Source organism: Nemorincola caseinilytica, from assembly GCF_039540515.1.
In the GTDB taxonomy this organism is placed as follows: Bacteria; Bacteroidota; Bacteroidia; order Chitinophagales; family Chitinophagaceae; genus Nemorincola; species Nemorincola caseinilytica.
In genome coordinates, this window is sequence record NZ_BAABFA010000014.1 from 85103 (window position 1) to 105704 (window position 20602).

At 39.8% G+C, this 20602-nt stretch carries 16 protein-coding genes and 1 tRNA gene; 13 read left to right on the forward strand and 4 right to left on the reverse strand.

Annotated features, from left to right (window positions below; all coding sequences use genetic code 11):
* Positions 1-149: 149 nt before the first annotated feature.
* The gene (locus ABD843_RS10970; RefSeq protein WP_345082955.1) at positions 150-731 is read right to left on the reverse strand and encodes an LOG family protein; all 582 of its coding nucleotides are present in this window, start codon (positions 729-731) and stop codon (positions 150-152) included.
* A gap of 172 nt (positions 732-903) precedes the next feature.
* On the opposite strand from ABD843_RS10970, the gene ABD843_RS10975 reads away from it, so the two are divergent.
* Positions 904-978, forward strand: a tRNA-Arg gene (locus ABD843_RS10975).
* Positions 979-1332: 354 nt separating this feature from the next.
* Here the strand turns inward: ABD843_RS10975 and ABD843_RS10980 are convergent.
* Both ABD843_RS10980 and ABD843_RS10985 read right to left on the reverse strand, forming a co-directional pair.
* Positions 1333-1749, reverse strand: coding sequence for a hypothetical protein (locus ABD843_RS10980; protein WP_345082958.1), 417 nt, complete (start codon positions 1747-1749; stop codon positions 1333-1335).
* A 50-nt stretch (positions 1750-1799) separates the two neighbouring features.
* Complete coding sequence (locus ABD843_RS10985) at positions 1800-2540, reverse strand: recombinase family protein (RefSeq protein ID WP_345082961.1); 741 nt, start codon at positions 2538-2540, stop codon at positions 1800-1802.
* A 696-nt stretch (positions 2541-3236) separates the two neighbouring features.
* Here ABD843_RS10985 and ABD843_RS10990 point away from each other — a divergent pair.
* The 8 genes from ABD843_RS10990 (at position 3237) to ABD843_RS11025 (ending at position 11709) form a co-directional block, all read left to right on the forward strand.
* Positions 3237-4121, forward strand: coding sequence for a hypothetical protein (locus tag ABD843_RS10990; protein ID WP_345082964.1), 885 nt, complete (start codon positions 3237-3239; stop codon positions 4119-4121).
* Positions 4102-4572, forward strand: coding sequence for a hypothetical protein (locus ABD843_RS10995; protein ID WP_345082967.1), 471 nt, complete (start codon positions 4102-4104; stop codon positions 4570-4572). Before ABD843_RS10990 ends, ABD843_RS10995 begins: the two co-directional genes overlap by 20 nt.
* The gene (locus tag ABD843_RS11000) at positions 4559-6643 is read left to right on the forward strand and encodes an AAA family ATPase (protein ID WP_345082970.1); all 2085 of its coding nucleotides are present in this window, start codon (positions 4559-4561) and stop codon (positions 6641-6643) included. The genes ABD843_RS10995 and ABD843_RS11000 overlap by 14 nt, the downstream gene beginning before the upstream one ends.
* Before the next feature lie 53 nt (positions 6644-6696).
* The gene (locus tag ABD843_RS11005; protein ID WP_345082973.1) at positions 6697-7029 is read left to right on the forward strand and encodes a hypothetical protein; all 333 of its coding nucleotides are present in this window, start codon (positions 6697-6699) and stop codon (positions 7027-7029) included.
* A 42-nt stretch (positions 7030-7071) separates the two neighbouring features.
* Positions 7072-7800, forward strand: coding sequence for a phospholipase D-like domain-containing protein (locus tag ABD843_RS11010; RefSeq protein WP_345082976.1), 729 nt, complete (start codon positions 7072-7074; stop codon positions 7798-7800).
* A gap of 466 nt (positions 7801-8266) precedes the next feature.
* Positions 8267-9835 carry a type I restriction-modification system subunit M gene (locus ABD843_RS11015; protein WP_345082979.1) on the forward strand — a complete coding sequence of 523 codons (1569 nt, stop codon included), beginning with the start codon at positions 8267-8269 and terminating at the stop codon, positions 9833-9835.
* Positions 9836-9882: 47 nt separating this feature from the next.
* Positions 9883-11112: a restriction endonuclease subunit S gene (locus ABD843_RS11020; RefSeq protein WP_345082982.1), complete on the forward strand. Its 1230-nt coding sequence runs from the start codon at positions 9883-9885 to the stop codon at positions 11110-11112.
* Between the two features lie 15 nt (positions 11113-11127).
* Complete coding sequence (locus ABD843_RS11025; protein WP_345083081.1) at positions 11128-11709, forward strand: restriction endonuclease subunit S; 582 nt, start codon at positions 11128-11130, stop codon at positions 11707-11709.
* Here ABD843_RS11025 and ABD843_RS11030 read toward each other — a convergent pair.
* Entirely contained in the window at positions 11702-12880 is a 1179-nt protein-coding gene (locus ABD843_RS11030) for a restriction endonuclease subunit S (RefSeq protein WP_345082985.1), read from the reverse strand. The genes ABD843_RS11025 and ABD843_RS11030 overlap by 8 nt on opposite strands.
* Before the next feature lie 73 nt (positions 12881-12953).
* Here ABD843_RS11030 and ABD843_RS11035 point away from each other — a divergent pair, with 73 nt between their 5' ends.
* From ABD843_RS11035 to ABD843_RS11050, 4 genes are read left to right on the forward strand one after another with little or no spacing between them, the layout of a single operon-like run.
* Positions 12954-13880 (forward strand): tyrosine-type recombinase/integrase, encoded by a 927-nt coding sequence (locus ABD843_RS11035; RefSeq protein ID WP_345082988.1) that lies wholly within the window; start codon positions 12954-12956, stop codon positions 13878-13880.
* 49 nt (positions 13881-13929) lie between these two features.
* The gene (locus ABD843_RS11040) at positions 13930-16839 is read left to right on the forward strand and encodes a type I restriction endonuclease subunit R (protein WP_345082991.1); all 2910 of its coding nucleotides are present in this window, start codon (positions 13930-13932) and stop codon (positions 16837-16839) included.
* Positions 16840-16873: 34 nt separating this feature from the next.
* The gene (locus ABD843_RS11045) at positions 16874-19261 is read left to right on the forward strand and encodes an AAA family ATPase (protein ID WP_345082994.1); all 2388 of its coding nucleotides are present in this window, start codon (positions 16874-16876) and stop codon (positions 19259-19261) included.
* Positions 19258-20574 (forward strand): McrC family protein, encoded by a 1317-nt coding sequence (locus tag ABD843_RS11050; protein WP_345082997.1) that lies wholly within the window; start codon positions 19258-19260, stop codon positions 20572-20574. The genes ABD843_RS11045 and ABD843_RS11050 overlap by 4 nt, the downstream gene beginning before the upstream one ends.
* Positions 20575-20602: the final 28 nt, after the last annotated feature.

A 20602-nucleotide genomic window follows, 5' to 3' on the forward strand; every position in this document is an offset into this window, starting at 1 on the left:
GATTTCGGGAGTTGGATCGTTATATAGTTATTGACAAATGGTTACAGAATTACCTGATAATTATAGCTTTACCATTGATGCCAAGATAAGAATACATGATGAATATGTTTGTAGCGTGTGGCATATACCCGGGAGGGCGCTGCCACGCATCAGGTAGTACGCTCGGTGAGCCATTTGGGTACCGGTGGCGGGGTGTAGCGCTCCATCATGTCCAGCAGCTCATCGGCCGAGGGGCTGGCAAGCAGGGAGGTATTCACACATTCATCCAGGAAGCCCTCCTGCACCATATTGCTGCACAGGGCCAGGAGGGCATCGTAAAAGCCATTGATATTGAGCAGGCCTATGGGTTTGCGGTGCAGGCCCAGCTGGCCCCAGGTGAGCATCTCGAAAAGCTCTTCCATAGTGCCCCAGCCACCGGGCAGGGCTATGACCCCATCGCACAGGCGGTTCATCTGCAGCTTGCGCTCGTGCATGGTATCTACCGATATGAGCTTAGTAAGGCCGTCGTGCACTATCTCCTTATGTTCCAGGAAACGGGGTATGACACCCGTGACCCTGCCGCCCTGCTGCAGTGCGGCCTCGGCCACGGCGCCCATGAGGCCTACTTTGGCGCCACCATATACTATACCTATGCCGCGGGAGGCCAGCATGGCGCCGAGATCGAAGGCGGTCTCGCGGTAGAGCTCGTTATAACCCTCTGAAGAGCCACAGAATACAGCTATATTTTGCATGGGGCAGGTATTTTGATGAAGGATCAAATGTAATGAATGAGCACCAGCAGGCAATATGGCGGCCGGCAGATCTAACCATACTTTAATGATACATGTATTTTGCGGCTACCTATTTGTAATGAGGAACGATACCCTTACTTTTGCACCTCCAACGTACGGAACGGTATGTTCTGGTCTCGTAGTTCAATGGATAGAATAGAAGTTTCCTAAACTTTTGATACAGGTTCGATTCCTGTCGAGACTACCAGAGAGGGGAACTGCGGTTTATCACCACAGTTCCCCTTATTATTTTCCTCTAAAACCGTTGCCGCGTGGGCAATGTAGCCGAAGGCCATATTTACTTTTCCGGTTCGACACCCGTCTGTTTTTCGATCATAATATATTCCCTCAGGAAAAACCAAAAATTGCAGTAAGTGCCGGTCTGAATAATCGGCGTAATCCCATGCCAGAGCGAGTTTCGGCGCAAGCCTGAAAGCTGCATCTATACATTCCTCAAGGTTCGACACCCTTATTCCTACTTTTGACTTCTGCTCGTCTATTTTAGCCCTTTCCTCCAGAAATTTGACCTTGAATTTCTGAAACATTTCTTGGGATATCTCCTCTAAACATAGCGTTCTTCTAGCCGTTCCAGCTTCTTATCGACGGCTGATAGTTGTTCTTCTATCACCTTAAGTGTGTCGTCCTTCTGGTCATTCTGCCGATTGTATTCCGCTATAATTTGTTCCCTGACTAAAGACATGGTTTCTTCATCCACGCCAAAGCAATATTTAGAGATAACGTTCTGAAATTTCCGATGAAGCTCTTCTGCCTTTCTATTGCAGCCACATCCCTTCGTGTTGCACTTATAGTAATACTTCTGGTTCTTGTATGCCTTATACCCTCTTAGAAAACGACCACAGCTTTCACACTTGTAAAATTGCTTGAGCGCAACATCGTCTATCTCCGAATTGACTTGGTATCCTTGTTTACGTTCCGCCATAAGGCCATTCACCTCCAGGAACATTTCTTTAGAGATCATTTTCTCATGATTACCCTCAATAACCTGTCCGTCCAATGCAGTGTGAACCATTAGGCCACAATAGAAGGATTGCGAAAGAAAGCTGAGATGCGCTGGTTGCTGATCTTTAACCCTTGTGCAGCTAATCGTTTGATTATTTCTTCGCTTGACACCTTTTCATTCGCTTTCCAGTAAAATGCCTTTTTAAGTAGCTTTCCATCCTTATTGAGTACTATTGAACGCTTACCGTTGGTTTTGATGATGTCGTAGCCAATTGGAGGTGCAGTTGGCCATTCGCCGCGTAGGAGCATTTCCTTCACGCCTGCCATACACTTTTCCCTTCTTTGCTGGTTTTCGTACTCACTAAAGATGAATTGAATATTCTGTTGCAAGCTGCCACTGGCAGTTGACGCATCCGTAGGTTGCGTTACGGAACAAACCATTATACCCTGCTTTTTCAATTGCTCGGCTATATAAATGGCATTTGCACCTGAACGGCTGAACCTATCAACGCTGTAAACAATGATGTGCGATATTTTCTCCCGGCTCTTCTTCAGGAATGACAACATGTTGTTGAACTCCTTGCGCTCATCTGTCTTGGCGCTTTCATAGGTCCCGCCATAGTAACTCAAGATTTGCAGGTTGCCCTTTTTAGCAAACATTTCACAAGCTTTCTTCTGTGTGTCCAGACTTAGGTTGTTATCCGCTTGCTCTTTCGTAGAGACACGGGTATAAATAACACAGTTGTTTCCCTTAGCTTTTGTTTTACTTGTGCCTTTGGCAAAGGTTTTGAAGAGATTTATGTCGCTCATGTCGCTTTAATATCTTGATTATCAATGTTTAATGCAATTTTCTTGCCAGAATTCCGACTTTTAGAAATCACATTATAAATAAACCGGGAATACTTCTTGATCGTATCGATCAAAGCTGCTACCTGGTCATCGGTATAATGCCTGAATTTCTCAAACCGGCGCACATCTTCCGGTGTAATGTCGTGTGTCCTCTCATACGAATTTACGTTATTCTTTTTCTTCATGCTTTTGATCTGTCTTTTGCCGTTTCATAATCGATGTCTTGTTTTCAGGAATGTAATTCACGATGTATCTACCATACTTTTTAGGTTTTTAAAGCAAACATACAATGGCCGGAAAAGCTGCTTACCGCTTTCGGGCAACCTATACCAATAGTTGCGAAAATTGGTAACGCTTACTATTCTCGGCTGTTCGTTTTAATAAATGTATGGTTGCGGTTAAAGTGAAGGTTCCCTGTTTGGGCCAAAGAGGACAGTTTTTCCACCAGAATCCCCGTATGTCCACGATTATCCACAGATTTTTTTGTTTTAAGGAATGACCTAACTGTATAAAGTATAAATTTTATATCTTTCGCAGTTAAAAATCTATTGTGCGTTAGAACTATTTAATTGAAGCAAAATGTTTATAACTAGCTATGGAAGTTTTAATGGTAGTACTTGGGAAAATATGTTTCAAATTATATTGAAACGTAAATACATGCAAGCAGGCTATCAAAGGGTCCCGGCCACTCCAGGGGATTTTGGTATAGAGGGCTTCACGAAAGATGGCCTAACATTTCAGTGTTTCTGTCCAGAAACTAATGAAGATAATAAAAAGCTCTATGAAAGACAAAGAGATAAAATTACTGCTGACATCAATAAATTGAAAATCAACGAGGCAGAACTGGTAAACCTTTTGGGAGGCACTAAGCTGACAACTTGGACTCTTATTACACCCAAAATGGGGCATCACGATTTAATCCCACACTGCAATACTAAACGAGACTTAGTTAAATCTTGGAATTTGCCCTTTATAGACAGTGATTTCAATGTGCTAGTTCACGAATGTGATGATTATGCCCTTGAAATTGGGGAGTATTTTAATCAAACAGACAAGAAGCTATCCCTTCAACCTGATGCAGACGAAACAAGTGAGAATAAACTTGTAGCATGGAAGGATACTCAAATTCCTCTTGTAGAAAATGCGATTTCTAAAAATGAAATTATCATACGCTCATTAAATAAAAAGAAAGATGCTGACAAAGCTGTCAACATTCTCACTAATGAACAAGCCAGACACTACCTAAATGGCGAATCAATATTAAGAAAATGGCGAAGTTCACAGCCCGAAAATCATCAGCGATTTACTGAGCTCATGGCTAGTGTTGCATCCGAACTACAAGAGAAATGTCTTTTAACTAATGTTGACCCTAGCCCATTCTTAGAAGAAATTAAAAGCTACATGGAAGATAAGATACGGACATCATTTCCTTATCTGGATGAATCCACTGTGGTTAGATTAAAGAACTACTGCATCGCGTTTTGGATAATGACATGTCCTATTTACTTTGAAGAGAGCATTGATGAAATCACCAACAATTAAGGGGAGTTTTAGAGAGAGGGCAATTCCACTAAGCCCGGATTATCGTCCACTATATAAAATTGGACTGATCGTGCTTATTCTTGATATTGCTTGTCGAGGTAACAAATCCTCGTTAAACAAGCTACATCTGTTAATCTGGGCTTTGAAATCAGAAACGAATATGGCCTATGTCCGGATGGCATTTATCATGAAGGATACAAGCAAAATTATTTCATGGGCAGTTGAGCCAGCATTAAATAAGGCGCTCAAATATGCAGTTGCAGAGGGGTTGATAACTATGTACGAGGATAAATATCAATTGACCGAGAAAGGCGTAAGCTTTGGTAAAAAACTGAAAAAGGATAGTGAGATACTTACTAGAGAGAAACTGTTTCTGACTTACATCGGTAAACAAAAAGTAACAGAAGACTTTATCAACAAGCTAACTGAACAGCAACATGATAAGAATTGAGGCCATAAAGGCAATAATACACACCAACAATGGAGTTTTTGGCCGAACTCTGCCCTTCAAAAAAGGACTTAATATTGTTAGGGCAAATAATACGTCTGGTAAAAGTTCTCTTTTTGGAGCACTTCTATACGGATTGGGGTTTGAGGAAATTCTAGGCAGCAAAAATGATAAAGCTCTGCAGTCGGTATTCAAATCCATTGTTAAGGAAATTATTTCCCACCCAATTGAAAATACAGTTGTTCAGTCTGAAATTTATCTGCAATTTTCAAATGGCTCAAGGAGTATCACGAGCAAGCGATTTATTTTAAACGATAAGATTAAACCTCAAGCTGTCGAGGTTTTTCTAGGCCCATTGTTAACTGAACCAGATGGAACTTACGAGCGACTGCCTATGTATGTTCATGACAAAGGAGGTGCGTCGAGCGATGAGGTAGGATTTCATAAATATCTTGAGGACTTCATTGGAGCACATCTACCTGAAATTATTAATCAGGAAGGACGAAGGGTTAAGATGTTCTTGCCATTATTAGCCTCGGCACATTTTATTGAACAAAAAGCTGGATGGTCAGATTTCTATGCTAATATGCCCTACTATGGAGTCAGAGACGCGGCAGCAAAAGTCTTCGAATACATCCTAGCTTTTGATGTCTTTGAAGCTGCTGCCTCACGTCAGGAAATTCAAAATCGAATAAAGCGAATATCTGATAACTGGACTGAAGTATCGATGAAAGTTTCAGCTTTAGCAAGGAGAGGGGGCGCTGAAGTCGTTGGACTTCCGCATGCTCCCGAAATTTTGACAAAGGAAAGTAAACCCTACTTGCGATTTTTACGTGCAGAAAAATCTTTTCTCATTGGCGAACTTATTGCCGTTCTAAGTATAGAATTAAAAGAAGTTACTGCTCAACTGAAGACACCTATTAATGACAATCTAAAAAAGATAGAAGAAGAAATAGACAGCCTGAAATTCCATACCGACAGATACGAAATATTATCTGACAATATTAGTTCGCAGTTAAGCCAGAATAAGGAAACATTGCGACAGTATCTTGCTCAACAAAAAAACGTTGATGAAGATCTTCGTAAAAATAAGGATGCTGAAAAACTCCAAAAAATTGGATTAGAATTTGATCTAAAAAGTAATACTGGATTATGCCCAACATGTAATCAACCAATTAACGACACACTTTTACACGAACATGTTGAGGTAGTGCCTATGAGAATTGATGAAAACATCAACTACTTGCAGGCTCAGCGTAAAATGATCGAAGCTTTTATTGCAAACATAAGGAGTCAAATTGCTGGTGATGAAAATAAGGCTCATGCACTAGAAACAGCTATCCAAACTAACCGCGCTAAAATCAGAGCGTTAAAACGCTCTTTGATAAGTGATGATCGCCTTCCTTCAGAAGAAATTATTGAAAGAAAAGTCATCTTGGAACGAGAACTCAATTTTGTATATAAACTCAGAGAAGAGTTTGAACTTCTCATGAATGATTTATACAAGGTTGCATCCGAATTTGCTGCAGAAAAAGGTGCTATGGCGAGATTCTCGGGCAATTACTTATCAACAACCGATGTTAGAAAATTGGAAAACTTCACCAATTATTTCAAAGCACTGTTGGGCAAATTTAATTTTACCTCAAAGCAGATAAGTAACATATCTATTTCCTTGGAACGATACTTGCCTGTGTACGAAGTTCCACTCCCCAATGGACTAAATAAGCAAGTCGATATTAGGTTTGAATCATCGGCAAGTGATTTTATTCGAGCGCAATGGGCTTACTACACCGCGTTACTAGACACTTCAATCAACAGCGGCGGAAATCACTTTGAAACTCTTATATTTGATGAACCACAACAGCAATCCGCCGCTACTGGAAATTTCAAAGCTTTCTTAAGTCAATTAGAAACTTATAAGGAGCAACAGACAATAGTATTGGCTTCTTTTCAAAACTCACAAGAAGACTTTAAAGAAGCTACAAGTGGATTAACAAATGTGAATATCATCGATTTCGCGCACACTGGCGAGTTGTTTATTACTCGAATTGATGCAAATGCCCCCACATTGTAAATGTTCGGTATTAATATTTCAGCGCCTATCATTTTTTTTAAATCGCAAAAATCATGTTGTTAAATCTTTCAATTCAAATAGAAACAGCTGGGGAAGAATCTTCTAGAGAAGTTGATCCATCTAGCTTACCGGGAATTGCGCTTTTTATTAAGCATTGCAATGCTTTGTCTGAAAGCTTATCTCTTCCCAAGGGGAAATTAACTGAATCTTCCGAGGATGTTGAAGGGGCTTATCCGAATTGTATCTGGTACGCGACTATAACAATGCAAACTGATGAAAGCTTGTCGTTGTTAGATGCAAACAGACTATTAAATACTGTTCAGAGTTTCTGTCTCTTCCATCACTATAAACTGTCCAAAGCCTCAGCAACTACAGTTGGTGAGTAATTTCGACCATTGACAAAAGTCACCTTCATTTTATTTTAGCAAATGGCAACATTTCTTACAACCAGAGGCATTTCATCAAAACTGGAGGAAATCTTTATTGATGCCAACTCATTCCTTTATATAGTTACGCCTTATCTGCAATTTTCCAAAACGCTATATGAACGGTTGTATGAAGCAACCAAACGTGGGGTGCCAACCACAATAATCTGTAGAGACCGGCAGAAAATTTCTTCAGTTGACGAAAGACTGTTACTAGATTTAGATTGCAGCGTATATTTCAAATCAGATCTTCATGCAAAATGTTATCTGAATGAATATGGTGCAATGATCGCTTCCATGAATTTATATAACTACTCCGAAGCCAACAACAGGGAAATGGGGGTGTTCTTATCAAAAACTGAAGATTCTGTATCGTACGACAAGTGCCTGAAAGAAGTAAGATCAATAATTAATGCATCCCAACAATTTAGATTATTTAAGCAGCCGGAATCAATAATCACAGTATCTGAACCCGAGACTTATTCGGAGTTTTTACAAGGTTGGCATAGTGTGCTGTTACAGGAATATCCTCAAACGCAGTTTTCACTAAGCGAAAACCGACTATCCGCTACTGACTTCCCATTACCCAGTATGTTGTTTTCAAATGAATATGGGTTTGCAACAGTTTGTTTCGACGCCTATTCTAAACTCCAGAATCAGCGAAACGAAAAGAAGCACGCATTAGAAACGGCGTTAAAAAGGATATCGACTTTATTGGCATACAGGAAATAGAATTTGCTTATATCAAGCTAAAGATTCGCAGTTTGATTCTTTTGAACAAGAATATTTGTACTGTAAAAACGGGTTGGCATTGCTGGTCAATGAACTTTCCAATCTAATTAGCATATAGCCAATTACCAAAGACGATACAAGGACAAGTCAAAAACAACTCATTTCTGTTTGCTCTCTATTTAGCTCCAATTCCGATTACAATCGCAGATCATCGCCGACATTCGCCTGCCTATTAGAATAGATTTAGATTCCAGTTAAATTCAATTGGATTCCATATGCTTTACGCCTGTAGTCTGGCTATGAAAGCAGGATAATTCGCTTAAAAGTGATCAAAAACCCTCAAAACAATGACGAAACAGTAAGGAAATTAGGTTGCAATTAAGCAAATGAATGGAGATTGCCCCGATTACTTCAATAGCCGGACTATAAAATGTAAATTTGAGGATTACTCAAAAATAATTTATTAATGAGCGAAGACCAAAAACGGAACCTGGAGCAACAACTGTGGAATATTGCGAATACTCTTCGTGGAAAAATGAATGCGGACGAGTTCAGAGATTATATCCTGGGTTTTATCTTCTATAAATATCTATCTGAAAAAATGGAAATTTATGCTGATTCCATTCTTAAAGAGGATAAAATCACTTTTAAGTCGATCAACGAAAATACTACAGAAGGCAAAGAATATTGTGAAGCGATTAGGGATCATACGTTAGAAAAGTTGGGCTACTTTCTAAAACCGTCAGAGTTGTTCAGTGAAGTGGCAAAAAGAGGAATGGGAGAAAAAGAACAAGGCAGAAGCAGCTTTATTCTCGAAGACCTTCAAAAGATATTGACGAATATCCAGCTTAGCACGATGGGTACAGAAAGCGAAGAAGATTTTGATAATCTCTTCGAGGATATGGACCTGAATAGCACAAAGCTCGGAAAGACACCTGAAGCAAGAAACGAGATCATAGCAAAGGTGCTGTCCCATCTTGATAAGATCGACTTCCGGCTGGAGCAAACCGAACTGGACGTATTAGGTGATGCCTACGAATATCTGATTGGGCAATTTGCAAGCGGAGCAGGAAAAAAGGCCGGTGAATTCTACACCCCTCAGGAAGTAAGTATGGTTCTTGCTAAACTCGTGACTACCGGCAAAAACAAACTTAAATCCGTTTATGACCCCACATGCGGTTCAGGCTCGTTACTTCTGCGGGTAGCAAAAGAGGTAAAAGAGGTAAGTAACTTCTACGGGCAGGAAATGAACCGTACTACTTATAACCTTGCCCGCATGAACATGATATTACACGGTGTTCATTATCGCAAGTTTGATATAAAGCAAGAGGATACGTTGGAACATCCGCAGCACCTGGATAAACAGTTTGAAGCTATTGTTGCCAATCCTCCGTTTTCTGCCCAATGGACTGCAAACCCTATCTTCATGACGGATGACCGGTTTAGCCAGTATGGCAAATTGGCCCCGGCAAGCAAGGCAGACTTTGCTTTTGTGCAGCACATGGTATATCATTTGGCTGAAAATGGTGCTATGGCGGTAGTACTGCCGCATGGAGTTCTTTTTCGTGGTGGTGCCGAACAACACATCCGCAGATATTTGATCGAGAATAAAAACTTTCTGGACGCCGTTATAGGTTTGCCGCCAAACATATTCTATGGCACAAGCATCCCTACTTGCATTTTAGTATTCAAGAAATGCCGCGAAAACCCGGATGATATTCTCTTCATAGATGCCAGCAACGATTTTGAGAAAGTGAAAACACAAAATATTTTGCGGGAATCTCATATCAACAAGCTCGTAGACACATTTAGGAACAGATCGGTTATCGAAAAATATAGCCATTTGGCATCTATTAAGGAGATAGCCGACAACGACTATAATTTGAATATACCTCGCTATGTTGACACCTATGAAGAAGAGGAAGAAATAGACATTTATGCTATAATGAAGGATATAAAAGCACTGGAAGCAAAACGTGCGGAGCTGGACAAAGAAATTGATGTTTATTTTAAAGAGCTAGGGTTAGTTTTTTAGCCATTCACAATCCTTAATGTTAGATCACAAAGACAAATTGTAAGAAAATGGCAAAAAAGAATAAGAAGGAAGCAAATGTTCCAAATTTGAGATTTCCGGAGTTTGCGGGTAAGCAAAATTTTAAAAAACACCTTTTCAAAGATATTTTCGTTTTTTCCACAGGAAAGAACATAAAACAAAGTGAAGCATCTTCCGAATTCGAAATACCCTGTGTGAGATACGGGGAGTTATACCATATGTATGGTGAAATTATTACGGAGGTTATTAATAAAACTAACCTTAATAGATCAGAGTTGTTATTCAGTGAAGGTGATGAAATTTTGATTCCATCGGCAGGTGAAGACCCTACAGATATTGGTTCAGCTTCAGCGTTGACAGTTAAAGACGTAGCAATCGGCAGAACAATTAACGTTCTGAAGCCAGCAAAGGCTAATATTTATTCTCAACTATATGTAGCATACTACATCAATCATAGATTAAAGAAAACAATTTCTTCCTTAGCAAAGGGAGTAAGTATCAGTAATGTGTACAATTCCGATTTGAAAACACTAGAAATAATTTTGCCAACCCTTGATGAACAAAATAAGATAGTTGTTTTTTTATCAATATTAGACAAAAGAATAGAAACCCAAAACAAAATAATTGAGGATTTGAAGTTGTTAATCAGCGGGACAATCTCTACGATTGAAAAACATGCAAAAACTAGCTCCAACTGGAGAAAGGCATTTTTGCATGAGGTGCTTTTAGAGCGAACCGAAAAGAATAAAGAAAATTATCCTGTACATTCTGTGTCGGTTAGTGTCGGAGTTGTCAATCAAATTGAATATCTGGGAAGATCATTTGCAGCAAAAAATACGAGCAATTATAATGTTGTACACGAAGGAGATATAGTGTATACCAAAAGTCCAACCGGTGAATTTCCGTATGGTATAATCAAGCAGAGTTTTGTTCCGGACAAAGTATCTGTTTCTCCTCTTTATGGCGTATATAAACCTATAAATCGCTGGATAGGTAACATACTCCACTACTACTTTCTAAATCCAATAAATGCAAACAACTACCTACATAGCTTGGTCCAGAAAGGTGCTAAGAACACAATCAATATCAGTAATCAAGGATTTTTAATGAAACAATTGTACTTGCCTATTAATGAAACTGACTGTAGAAAAACGGCTGAGTTGCTTAATGTAATAACCCAAAAGCTAACTATTGAAAAAATGATTTTAGATAAATACAATGCTCAGAAAATATATATACTAAAAGAACTTTTCATTTAGGATTACGAGTCGTTAATTAAAGCACTTAATGAAAATCTTTTTGGGGAAAAACTTCGGTTTAAAAATGAAGATGGGAACGATTTTCCTGATTGGGAGGAGAAAGAATTAGACGACTTGTTGGATTACGAGCAACCAACAAAATATTTAGTAAATAGTATTGAATATGATGATGATTATGTTACACCCGTTTTAACCGCGGGTAAGACATTTATTTTAGGATATACAAATGAAACTCATGGCATATTTTCTTGTGGCTTGCCTGTGATAATATTTGATGACTTCACAACGGACATAAAATTTGTGAACTTTCCCTTCAAAGCCAAATCATCAGCAATGAAAATATTACTGCCTAAGAAAGGTGTAAATATTTACTACGTTTTTGAGGCCATGAAATCAATCAATTATATTATTGGAGGTCATGAGAGACACTGGATAAGCAAATATTCAAAAATTGAAATTCCCGTACCTTCCATTGAAGAACAAACTAAAATTGCCAGCTTCCTATCTGTTATTTCCGAGAAAATTGAAAACGAAAGGATAATTCTGAAAAAATACCTGAGTCAAAAAAAGTATCTTTTAGCAAGCCTTTTTATATAAACATAGTTTGCAACAAATAGTATTTCTGATTTTCGTACCTCGCTAATACGTTTCTTTCTGTTTCAATTTTCCTTTCGATAAAGGATAGGAAATTTGTAATTTTTGTTTGTTCTTCAATGGAAGGCGTTGGTAGAGTTACTTCCGAAAAATATTTAAAGCTTATCATTTTGCCGTCCCTGATGCCTTCAAGATTTCTTGTCAGCCGTTTTATATAGCCGGTCGTTTTAAAATACAGTCTGAAGAAATTAGGGTTAACTTCTCTTATCGGGCGCAATACTATATAAGCCGGGCTGCAAATCCCTTCATAATTAGAAAATTCAATACCTCCTTGAAACGACCTCAAACTAATAATGAAATCTCCCTTTTGCACAACTTTATAGCTTTCAATACTTTTATCACTGACAGAAATATTATAGTCAATCATGTGTCTGGGTATTGCCCCATGTTCCTGAGTAATAGCTAAAATAGGAAGATCTGAATTATGATTTTTATCTGAAACATTCTCGAAAAGCGTATTTCCCAATTTCCAATTCCAATCTGCAAAGTCGTTACCATCGTCATCTTTAAACTGCAAACGTCTATTGAAAACGTTAACCTTAAATGCTTTACTAAGAGATTCTAATTTCTCAATTATTTTGTTTTGGGTTTCTATACGTTCATCAATCAAAGTTAAAAAGGCCGCTATCTTTTTCTGCTCAGGCAAAGTCGGGAATTTTACCCTGATGCCCTTAATTATAGTTCCACTTAAATTCTGTTGGCCACCTTGATTACTCAATTCTCTTATTTCCTCATATCGTTTAGAAAGGTTTTGAAATAGGAATAGAGAATCTATATAATTGCTATTCGGTATTATTGATGCGCAAGCTTGATTGGTACTGGCTTCTATACCAAGAACTGCAACTTTACCCCGTGTTTTTCCTTGACCATACATTGCCATCAGTAATGATCCCTTCGGAAATAATTTCGCTGACGATTTTTTTAACCCCTCTTCTGTAATCCTTTCGTCTGTATAATGAATAATATTAAAATCAATTAAAGACGTTGAGACCCAAGGAATATTTCCATTCCAATAGGATGCATTTGTGCGACTAGGTGTACCACCAGAAGAAATTTCAGCCATATTTTCAATTGCTTTTTCCTTCCACTTGTCCTTAAACCCGGGAAATCTCAAATTTGGAACCTTAATAATTGCCCTTCCCTAAGGATTGCTGAGTTCTTTTGGGTTCATTCTAAAAAAAACAATTATGAACACACAAAAGACAATTGAAGAGATCATCACACTCTGGAAAAAAGAAAAAACTAACTATGTCAAAAGGTCGAGTATGTCGGCATATTCTCTACTGCTTAAAAACCATATTGCACCGGCATTCGGTAATAACATGGCAATTGAGGAGACGGAAGTCCAGGCATTTGTCAATCGGAAATTGGAGCAGGGAATAAGTCAGAAAACAATAAAGGATATGCTTATTGTACTAAAAATGGTGCTCAAGTTTGGAGTAAAGAACAATTGGCTTTCAAAGTGCCAGTTCGACATTCAGTTCCCAACAGACCATACAAAACAAGGCATTGAGGTGCTAAGTAAAGCGCAGCATAGGAAAATGATGCAGCACATAGAGCAGCATTTTACTTTCAGGAATTTGGGTGTTTATCTGTGTCTTTGTACCGGTATGCGGATCGGCGAGGTGTGCGCTTTGACATGGGACGATATAGACGTGGAAAATGGCACCATACACATAAGACGCACATTGCAGCGCATTTACAGCCTCAATGATACAGGCAATAAAACCGAAGTGATAATCGACTCGCCTAAAACCAAAAATTCTGCCAGGGAAGTACCCATGAACAGAGATCTCATAAAAATGCTAAAACCGATCAAAAAAATAGTGAATGGTGCTTTTTTTGTTCTGACAAACGAGCTTAAGCCTACAGAGCCGAGAACCTATAGAGTGTACTACCAGAAAATGATCGTTGACCTTGGTTTACCCCGAATCAAATTCCATGGATTGAGACATAGTTTTGCCACCCGATGTATTGAGAGCAAATGTGACTATAAGACAGTAAGCGTGCTGTTAGGGCATTCCAATATTAGTACAACGCTGAACCTGTACGTGCATCCTAATCTGGAACAAAAGAAAAAGGCTATAGATCAGATGTTTAAGGGGCTAAAATAGCTGTGCGTCACATGTCTTTAGGAATAATATTATTACTTTTAGACCTCCTATGGCGAAACAACCCGAACTCATACTTGAAGAACAATTGGTAGGTCAACTGCAGAAGTTGGGCTACCAATTAGTATTGATAAAAGACGAGAAAGAACTGATCTCGAATCTAAAAAGTCAGTTAGAAAAACATAATAATATCAGGTTCAGCACAGCCGAATTTGACCGTGTACTCAACATTTTGAATAAAGGTTCTGTTTTTGAAAAGGCAAAAACACTTCGGGAGCGGCAACATGTTTTAAAAGACAATGGCGATAACCTGTATTTTGAATTTATCAATACCGAACACTGGTGTCAGAATCAATTTCAGGTGACACATCAGGTAACAATGGATGGTACTTACAAGAACCGTTACGATGTTACTTTACTTATTAATGGGCTGCCATCAGTTCAGATAGAATTGAAACGTCGGGGGCTGGAGTTGAAAGAAGCATTCAACCAAATCAACCGTTATCAGCGACATTCATTCGGAGCCAACTCTGCACTGTTTCAGTATATTCAGATATTTATCATCAGCAATGGCGTGAATACGAAATTTTACGCCAACAATAGAAATCAGTCATTCAAACAGACATTCTACTGGACTGACAAAGAGAATAAACGCCTCACAAATATTCTCAACGGATTTACCAGCGACTTCCTGGAGCCTTGTCACATTAGCAAGATGATATGCAAGTATATCGTGCTTAATGAAAGTAGTAAGGTGCTTATGGTGCTGCGCCCATATCAATACTATGCAGTTGAAGCCCTGATAGATCGAGTGAAAAATAGTAATAAGAACGGATACATCTGGCATACCACAGGTTCCGGCAAAACACTCACGTCGTTCAAGGCCAGCCAGATATTAATGAACCTGCCGGAGGTTCACAAAGTTGTATTCGTTGTCGACAGAAAGGATCTGGATTACCAGACTACAAAGGAATTCAACAGTTTTAGCGAAGGGTGCATTGATGGTACGGATAACACCAGCAACCTTGTTAAGCAGTTTTTAGGCACTTACAAAGACAAGAAGGGAGAGGCAAAGAACACAAAACTCATAGTTACTACCATTCAGAAATTGAATACCGCCATCAGCAAGCTGAAGTACGAGAGTAAAATGGCTGAATTAAAAGATAAGCGTATTGTGTTCATTTTCGACGAATGTCATCGTTCGCAGTTCGGTGAAACGCACAATAGGATAAAATCCTTCTTTAACGACATACAGATGTTTGGCTTTACCGGCACTCCCATTTTCAAAGACAATGCCGTAAAAAATGACCTTGGTAAACGGACGACGAAAGAACTGTTTGGCGAGTGCTTGCATAAATACGTTATTACCGATGCTATAAGGGATGAAAACGTCTTAAAGTTCTCGGTTGAATATGTTGGCAGGTATAAGCGTAAAGACAGCGCAACTGAGATAGATATTGAGGTAGAGGATATTGACACGAAAGAGCTAATGGAGTCGCCCAAGCGATTGGAAATGATCACCGACTATATCATTGCCAACCACAACCGGAAAACTCATTCCAAAGAATATAGTGCAATGTTCTGCGTGAGTAGCGTGGAAACGTTGATAAAATACTACGATCTGTTTCAACGGAAAAAAGTAGAAGGAAAACATGACCTTAGGGTAGCTACAATTTTTAGTTACGTGTCAAACGAAGATGATGCAGATGCAAATGGATTGCTGTCGGAGGAACTGTCAGTTGTTGAAGAGCCCAGAGCACTATACGGCTTGGCCGCCCACAGCAGGGAAAAACTAGATGAGTATATCGGCCATTACAATGTAATGTATGGCACAAAATTTTCCACCAAGGACAGTGAGACATTTTACAACTACTACAACGACATTTCCAAGAAGCTTAAGGAAAGGGAAAGGTCTCCTGAAAATCAGGATAATCGTATCGATATACTGCTGGTAGTGAATATGTTTCTAACCGGCTTTGATGCTAAAAAAGTGAGTACTCTTTATGTGGACAAGAACTTAAAGCATCACGGACTAATACAGGCTTATTCGCGTACGAATAGGATTCTAGACGAAAAGAAGAGTCAGGGTAATATTGTAGTGTTCCGAAATCTGAAAAATGTTACTGATGATGCGATAACCTTATTCAGCAACAAGGATGCTATTGAGGTTATTATAATGAAGCCGTATGAAGAATATGCAAAAAAGTTCAACGATGCCTTTATAGAACTTCTGAAAATTACTCCAACCGTTAATAGCGTAAATGACTTGAAAACCGAGGAGGATGAGCTGGCTTTTATTAAGGCGTTTAGGGAGCAAATGCGTATAAAGAACATCCTTACGGCTTTTTCAGATTTTAAATGGGAAGACCTTGCAATGAGTGAGCAGCTTTTCGAAGACTATAAAAGCAAATACCTTGATCTGTGGCAGAAGGTTAAAGGCGACAACCAAAAAGAAAAAGTGTCAATTTTAGACGATGTAGATTTTGAACTTGAGTTAATTCACCGGGATGAGATCAATGTTACGTACATCATACAGCTATTAATCAAACTGAAATCGAAGGTTCAGAGTGATGTAAGTCAGACGGAGAAAGAGATATTTAACTTACTTAACACGGAGGCTAATCTCAGAAGTAAAAGAGAGCTTATTGAAAAGTTTATTAAGGAAAATCTTCCTGTTATTGATGATAATGAAGCAATACCGCAGGAGTTTGAGAAGTTCTGGAATATTGAGCAGCAAAAAGCATTTAATCAGTTAATACAGGAAGAAAACCTAAATCCTGAACGAACTGAAAAAACCATAGAAGACTACCTATTTGCAGAGCGAGAACCACTTAGAGATGAGGTCCTTGACCTTATTGACGGCGACAAACCGACCTTGCTTCAACGTAAAAAGATAGGCGACCGGATTCTAGCCAAAATTGTTGCGTTCGTTGATACGTTTGTGAATGGTATAGTTTCCTAAAACCTAAATTTTGAATCTCTAGAGATCATTTAGAATGTCAGATATAGACTACACCCGCATTACCAGACAACACATCCTCGATGCGATCAAAAAAATTAAGGATGAAAATATAGTCCTTAAACCTTCGACGACGTATGAAGTACTAATCGATGATGTCCCTTATCCGCCGAAGGAAGTAATGAGGTATGCTAACCTGTTAGCAAATGGCACAAAAGAATGGCCCTACAGCGGGGGAGACCCGACCAATAATTTTCTGAGAAAATACGACTTTTTGGTTTTGCCAAAAGGCGAAACAAAGACACCAGCCGTGCCAGAAATTCCGCTGACGGGCCGTGTCTGGAAGCTCGGCACCAAATGGGGCAAGGGTGCGCCTGATTTTTACGATTTGGTTAAAACAAACTCAATTGTAATAGGCGTCAATGGCAAACATAGACCCGGCGATCTCGTCATTATCACGACAGGGCATACTGTTTATGCCATTATGAAAGTCATTGAACAGCCCCGGCGCGTAACTGAATTGCCCGAATGGCAAGATGAGTTTGAAGATTACGAGATTGAATTTGAAGATTTTGTCAATGTCGCCAAAGGCGAATGGTACGAACTGGAACCCGATGACATCTTTAGTTATGAGCTTGTTCAGGGCATTTGCGAAGTGCAACAAAAAGCAATAAAGGACAAGGCGATTGGCCTCTGGAACGATAGATTTGCAAACTACTGGATATTTCAGGGCAATCCGGTTGAATACGATCTTGAACGGGCAATGAAAGAACAGGTCATGACAAACTGGACCGTCTCCGCCCACAAAGACAAAATCAAGACAGGCGACAAGGTCATACTATGGATGACGGGGAAAAAGGCAGGTTGTTATGTCCTTGCCCGTGTGACCTCACCGCCTGCCATGTGGGATAAAGCCCCCGATGATTATCTATGGAAGAGTGCGGCCAACGGGCCGTCGATGAAAGCGGGACTTCAACCTATATACGACCTGACGACCCGGCCAATTCTCTGGGAAAACATAAAGGACATGCCCGACCTTAAAGACATGAACGTAGGCAATCGAGGCACCAACTTCACGGCCACAAAAAAACAATATAAAGCATTACTTAGTCTCATTGACAATAAATCGAAGCCAATGGCAACGCAAATTGATTTGTTCTTAAATACAATTCTTTACGGTCCTCCCGGCACGGGCAAGACCTATAAGCTGAATGATTACAAGGTAAGGTATTTTACCGACCAGGGCGTAACCCAATCGCCACAAGAACTGCTTCGTCAAAAAGTGTCTGATTATTCGTTGTGGGAAATCATTGCTGCAGTTGTCGGAACGGCAAGGGAGCCATTGTCTGTTAAAGATATTGTTGAGCACGCTTTGGTAAAAGCAAAAGTAAATCCAAATAACAAGACGAAGCCCAACAATCTCGCATGGAACGAGCTTCAGTCCTATGCGGATGACCAGTCAACCCAAACGCATGTCAAGTATCGGAGGCAAAACCAGATATTTCACAAGGCAGAAGGAAGCAAATGGGAAATCATTGCCGACAAGAAAGATGATCTTGCCGATATTCTCGGGCAGGAACTTTTGGATCTCGCGTCCAATCCGGCTGTAACGCCCCCGACTGCGGTAGTTGCGAAGACGAGATATAATTTCATCACTTTTCACCAGAAATACAGCTACGAAGATTTTATAGAAGGCATTAAGCCATTGCTTGCTAACAGCAGACTTGGAGAACTAGGCAGCGACCTGCAATTTGAACTGAAAAAAGGCATTTTCTACAATAGTTGCCTTGAGGCTTTGAAGCTTGTCGGCTATGCGTCATTCGAAGACTGCTACAATGACAGCGACGCAAAACGATACGCCAAGTTTGAAGACGCAAGAAATGCGCCTGACAAGCAGTTTGCCTTGTTCATCGATGAGATAAACAGGGCGAATATTTCTGCGGTATTCGGCGAGTTGATAACCCTGCTAGAGGAGGACAAGAGAATCGGGGCAGATAACGAAATGTGGATTGAGCTCCCGTATTCAAACCAAAAATTCTGCGTGCCATCAAATCTTTATATCATTGGCACCATGAACACGGCAGACCGCTCTATTGCGCTTTTGGATATCGCCCTGCGGAGGCGTTTTGAATTCAAGGCTCTCTATCCTGAATATACAGGCGGTGCGTGGTGGGCGACTGTACTGGAAAAGTTGAACGGTGCAATTTATAACTGGCGGAAAAATCCCGACTTCTTTATCGGCCATGCTTTCTTTATCAACAGCCAGGAGGGAGATCAGACGCGGATTTTAAACGCCAAGATTATTCCTCTAATATACGAATACTGTCAGAACAACGCAGATACCGTGAAGAAGATTTTGACGGAAGCAGGCATTGTGACAAAGGTAACAGACATAAAGGATAATTTTCAAGTCATTGCGGAATGAGACTATTCGAATGGCACGACAGTCCCTTTGATGTATCGAAGGAAAGGAGGGAGGAATTTGTCCGATACCTTGCAGGGGCTTGGCAAAACCGGAACCGTTATGTCGCGCATTCGGATGAGGTGACTGATGAGGAAAGGCAGGAAGAACAGATACAGAAACAACGCTTCTTCGATTTTACTGTAGATGGCAGGATTTCAGCGCGTAATTATGTGGGGGTCGTCCAGCATGGTGATATCAGGATTGAAGTCTATCCCAAGATATTCGCCGATGATGTCGGCGGCAATCCCGGCAAATGGCAACTCAACCTTCTCTACTGGCTTATGTATTGCCGCAAAATCAAATTCCCATTTGCATTTGCAGATGTCTCGAAGTTGCAATTCGATGATTATCTTGAATTGCTGATTTGTATTTTTGCCAATTATGCAGAGGAGGTTTTATCGCGACAACCCTTTCAAGCTTATCAGAGCATTGAAGAAGAGACGGTGTTTCTCAAAGGCCATTTGTCGTTCGACAATTATATCAAGCATAATCTGTCAACCGGCAAATGGCAAAAATTCTATTGCGATCACCAACCGTTAATATACGACAATCTGTTCAACCGCATTGTCAAATATGTTTCTCGGCGACTTCTAGCCATTAGTCAAAATTCCTTAAACAGAGAAAAACTGAATGAAGTACTGTTTTTGCTTGACGATGTTTCCGACATACGTTGTTCGGCAAGTGACTGCGATAAAATTCGACTTAATCCGCTCTACGATGAGCACCGACAAATACTTGATTTATGCAGGATGTATCTTTCCAATCAAGTCATTGATATGGAATCTGAGAACAGCCGGAATTTCTGTTTCCTCGTACCGATGGAGTACATCTTCGAGGATTTTATTTTTGGGTTCATTGTAGACAAATGGCCGACATTAAGCGTGCAAAGCCAAAGCATTGACTTTCTTGCGTTAAACCAAGGACAGAAGGTATTCCAGATTAGGAACGACATTTACATCAACAAGCAACTTATTATTGACACAAAATATAAAATCAGATATACTGACGGCACCCTAAAAAATGGGGTAAGCCAAAATGACCTATATCAGATGGTTAGCTACGCATTGAGACGCAATTGTAAAGATGTGCTCCTACTCTATCCGCATGTTTCGACTGCCTTAAATTCTCCAACTGATTTCAAGATACCTTCCGCCATGTTGTCAGACGATATTGGAATCGGTGTGCGGAGTATCAACATAACCTTTAAGGATATTTCCAAAGCAGACGGTCAAATTATCAATCGAATTCAATCTCTCCATCCCATTTTCCAATAGATGTCATTACTGCTACATTTTTAATTAG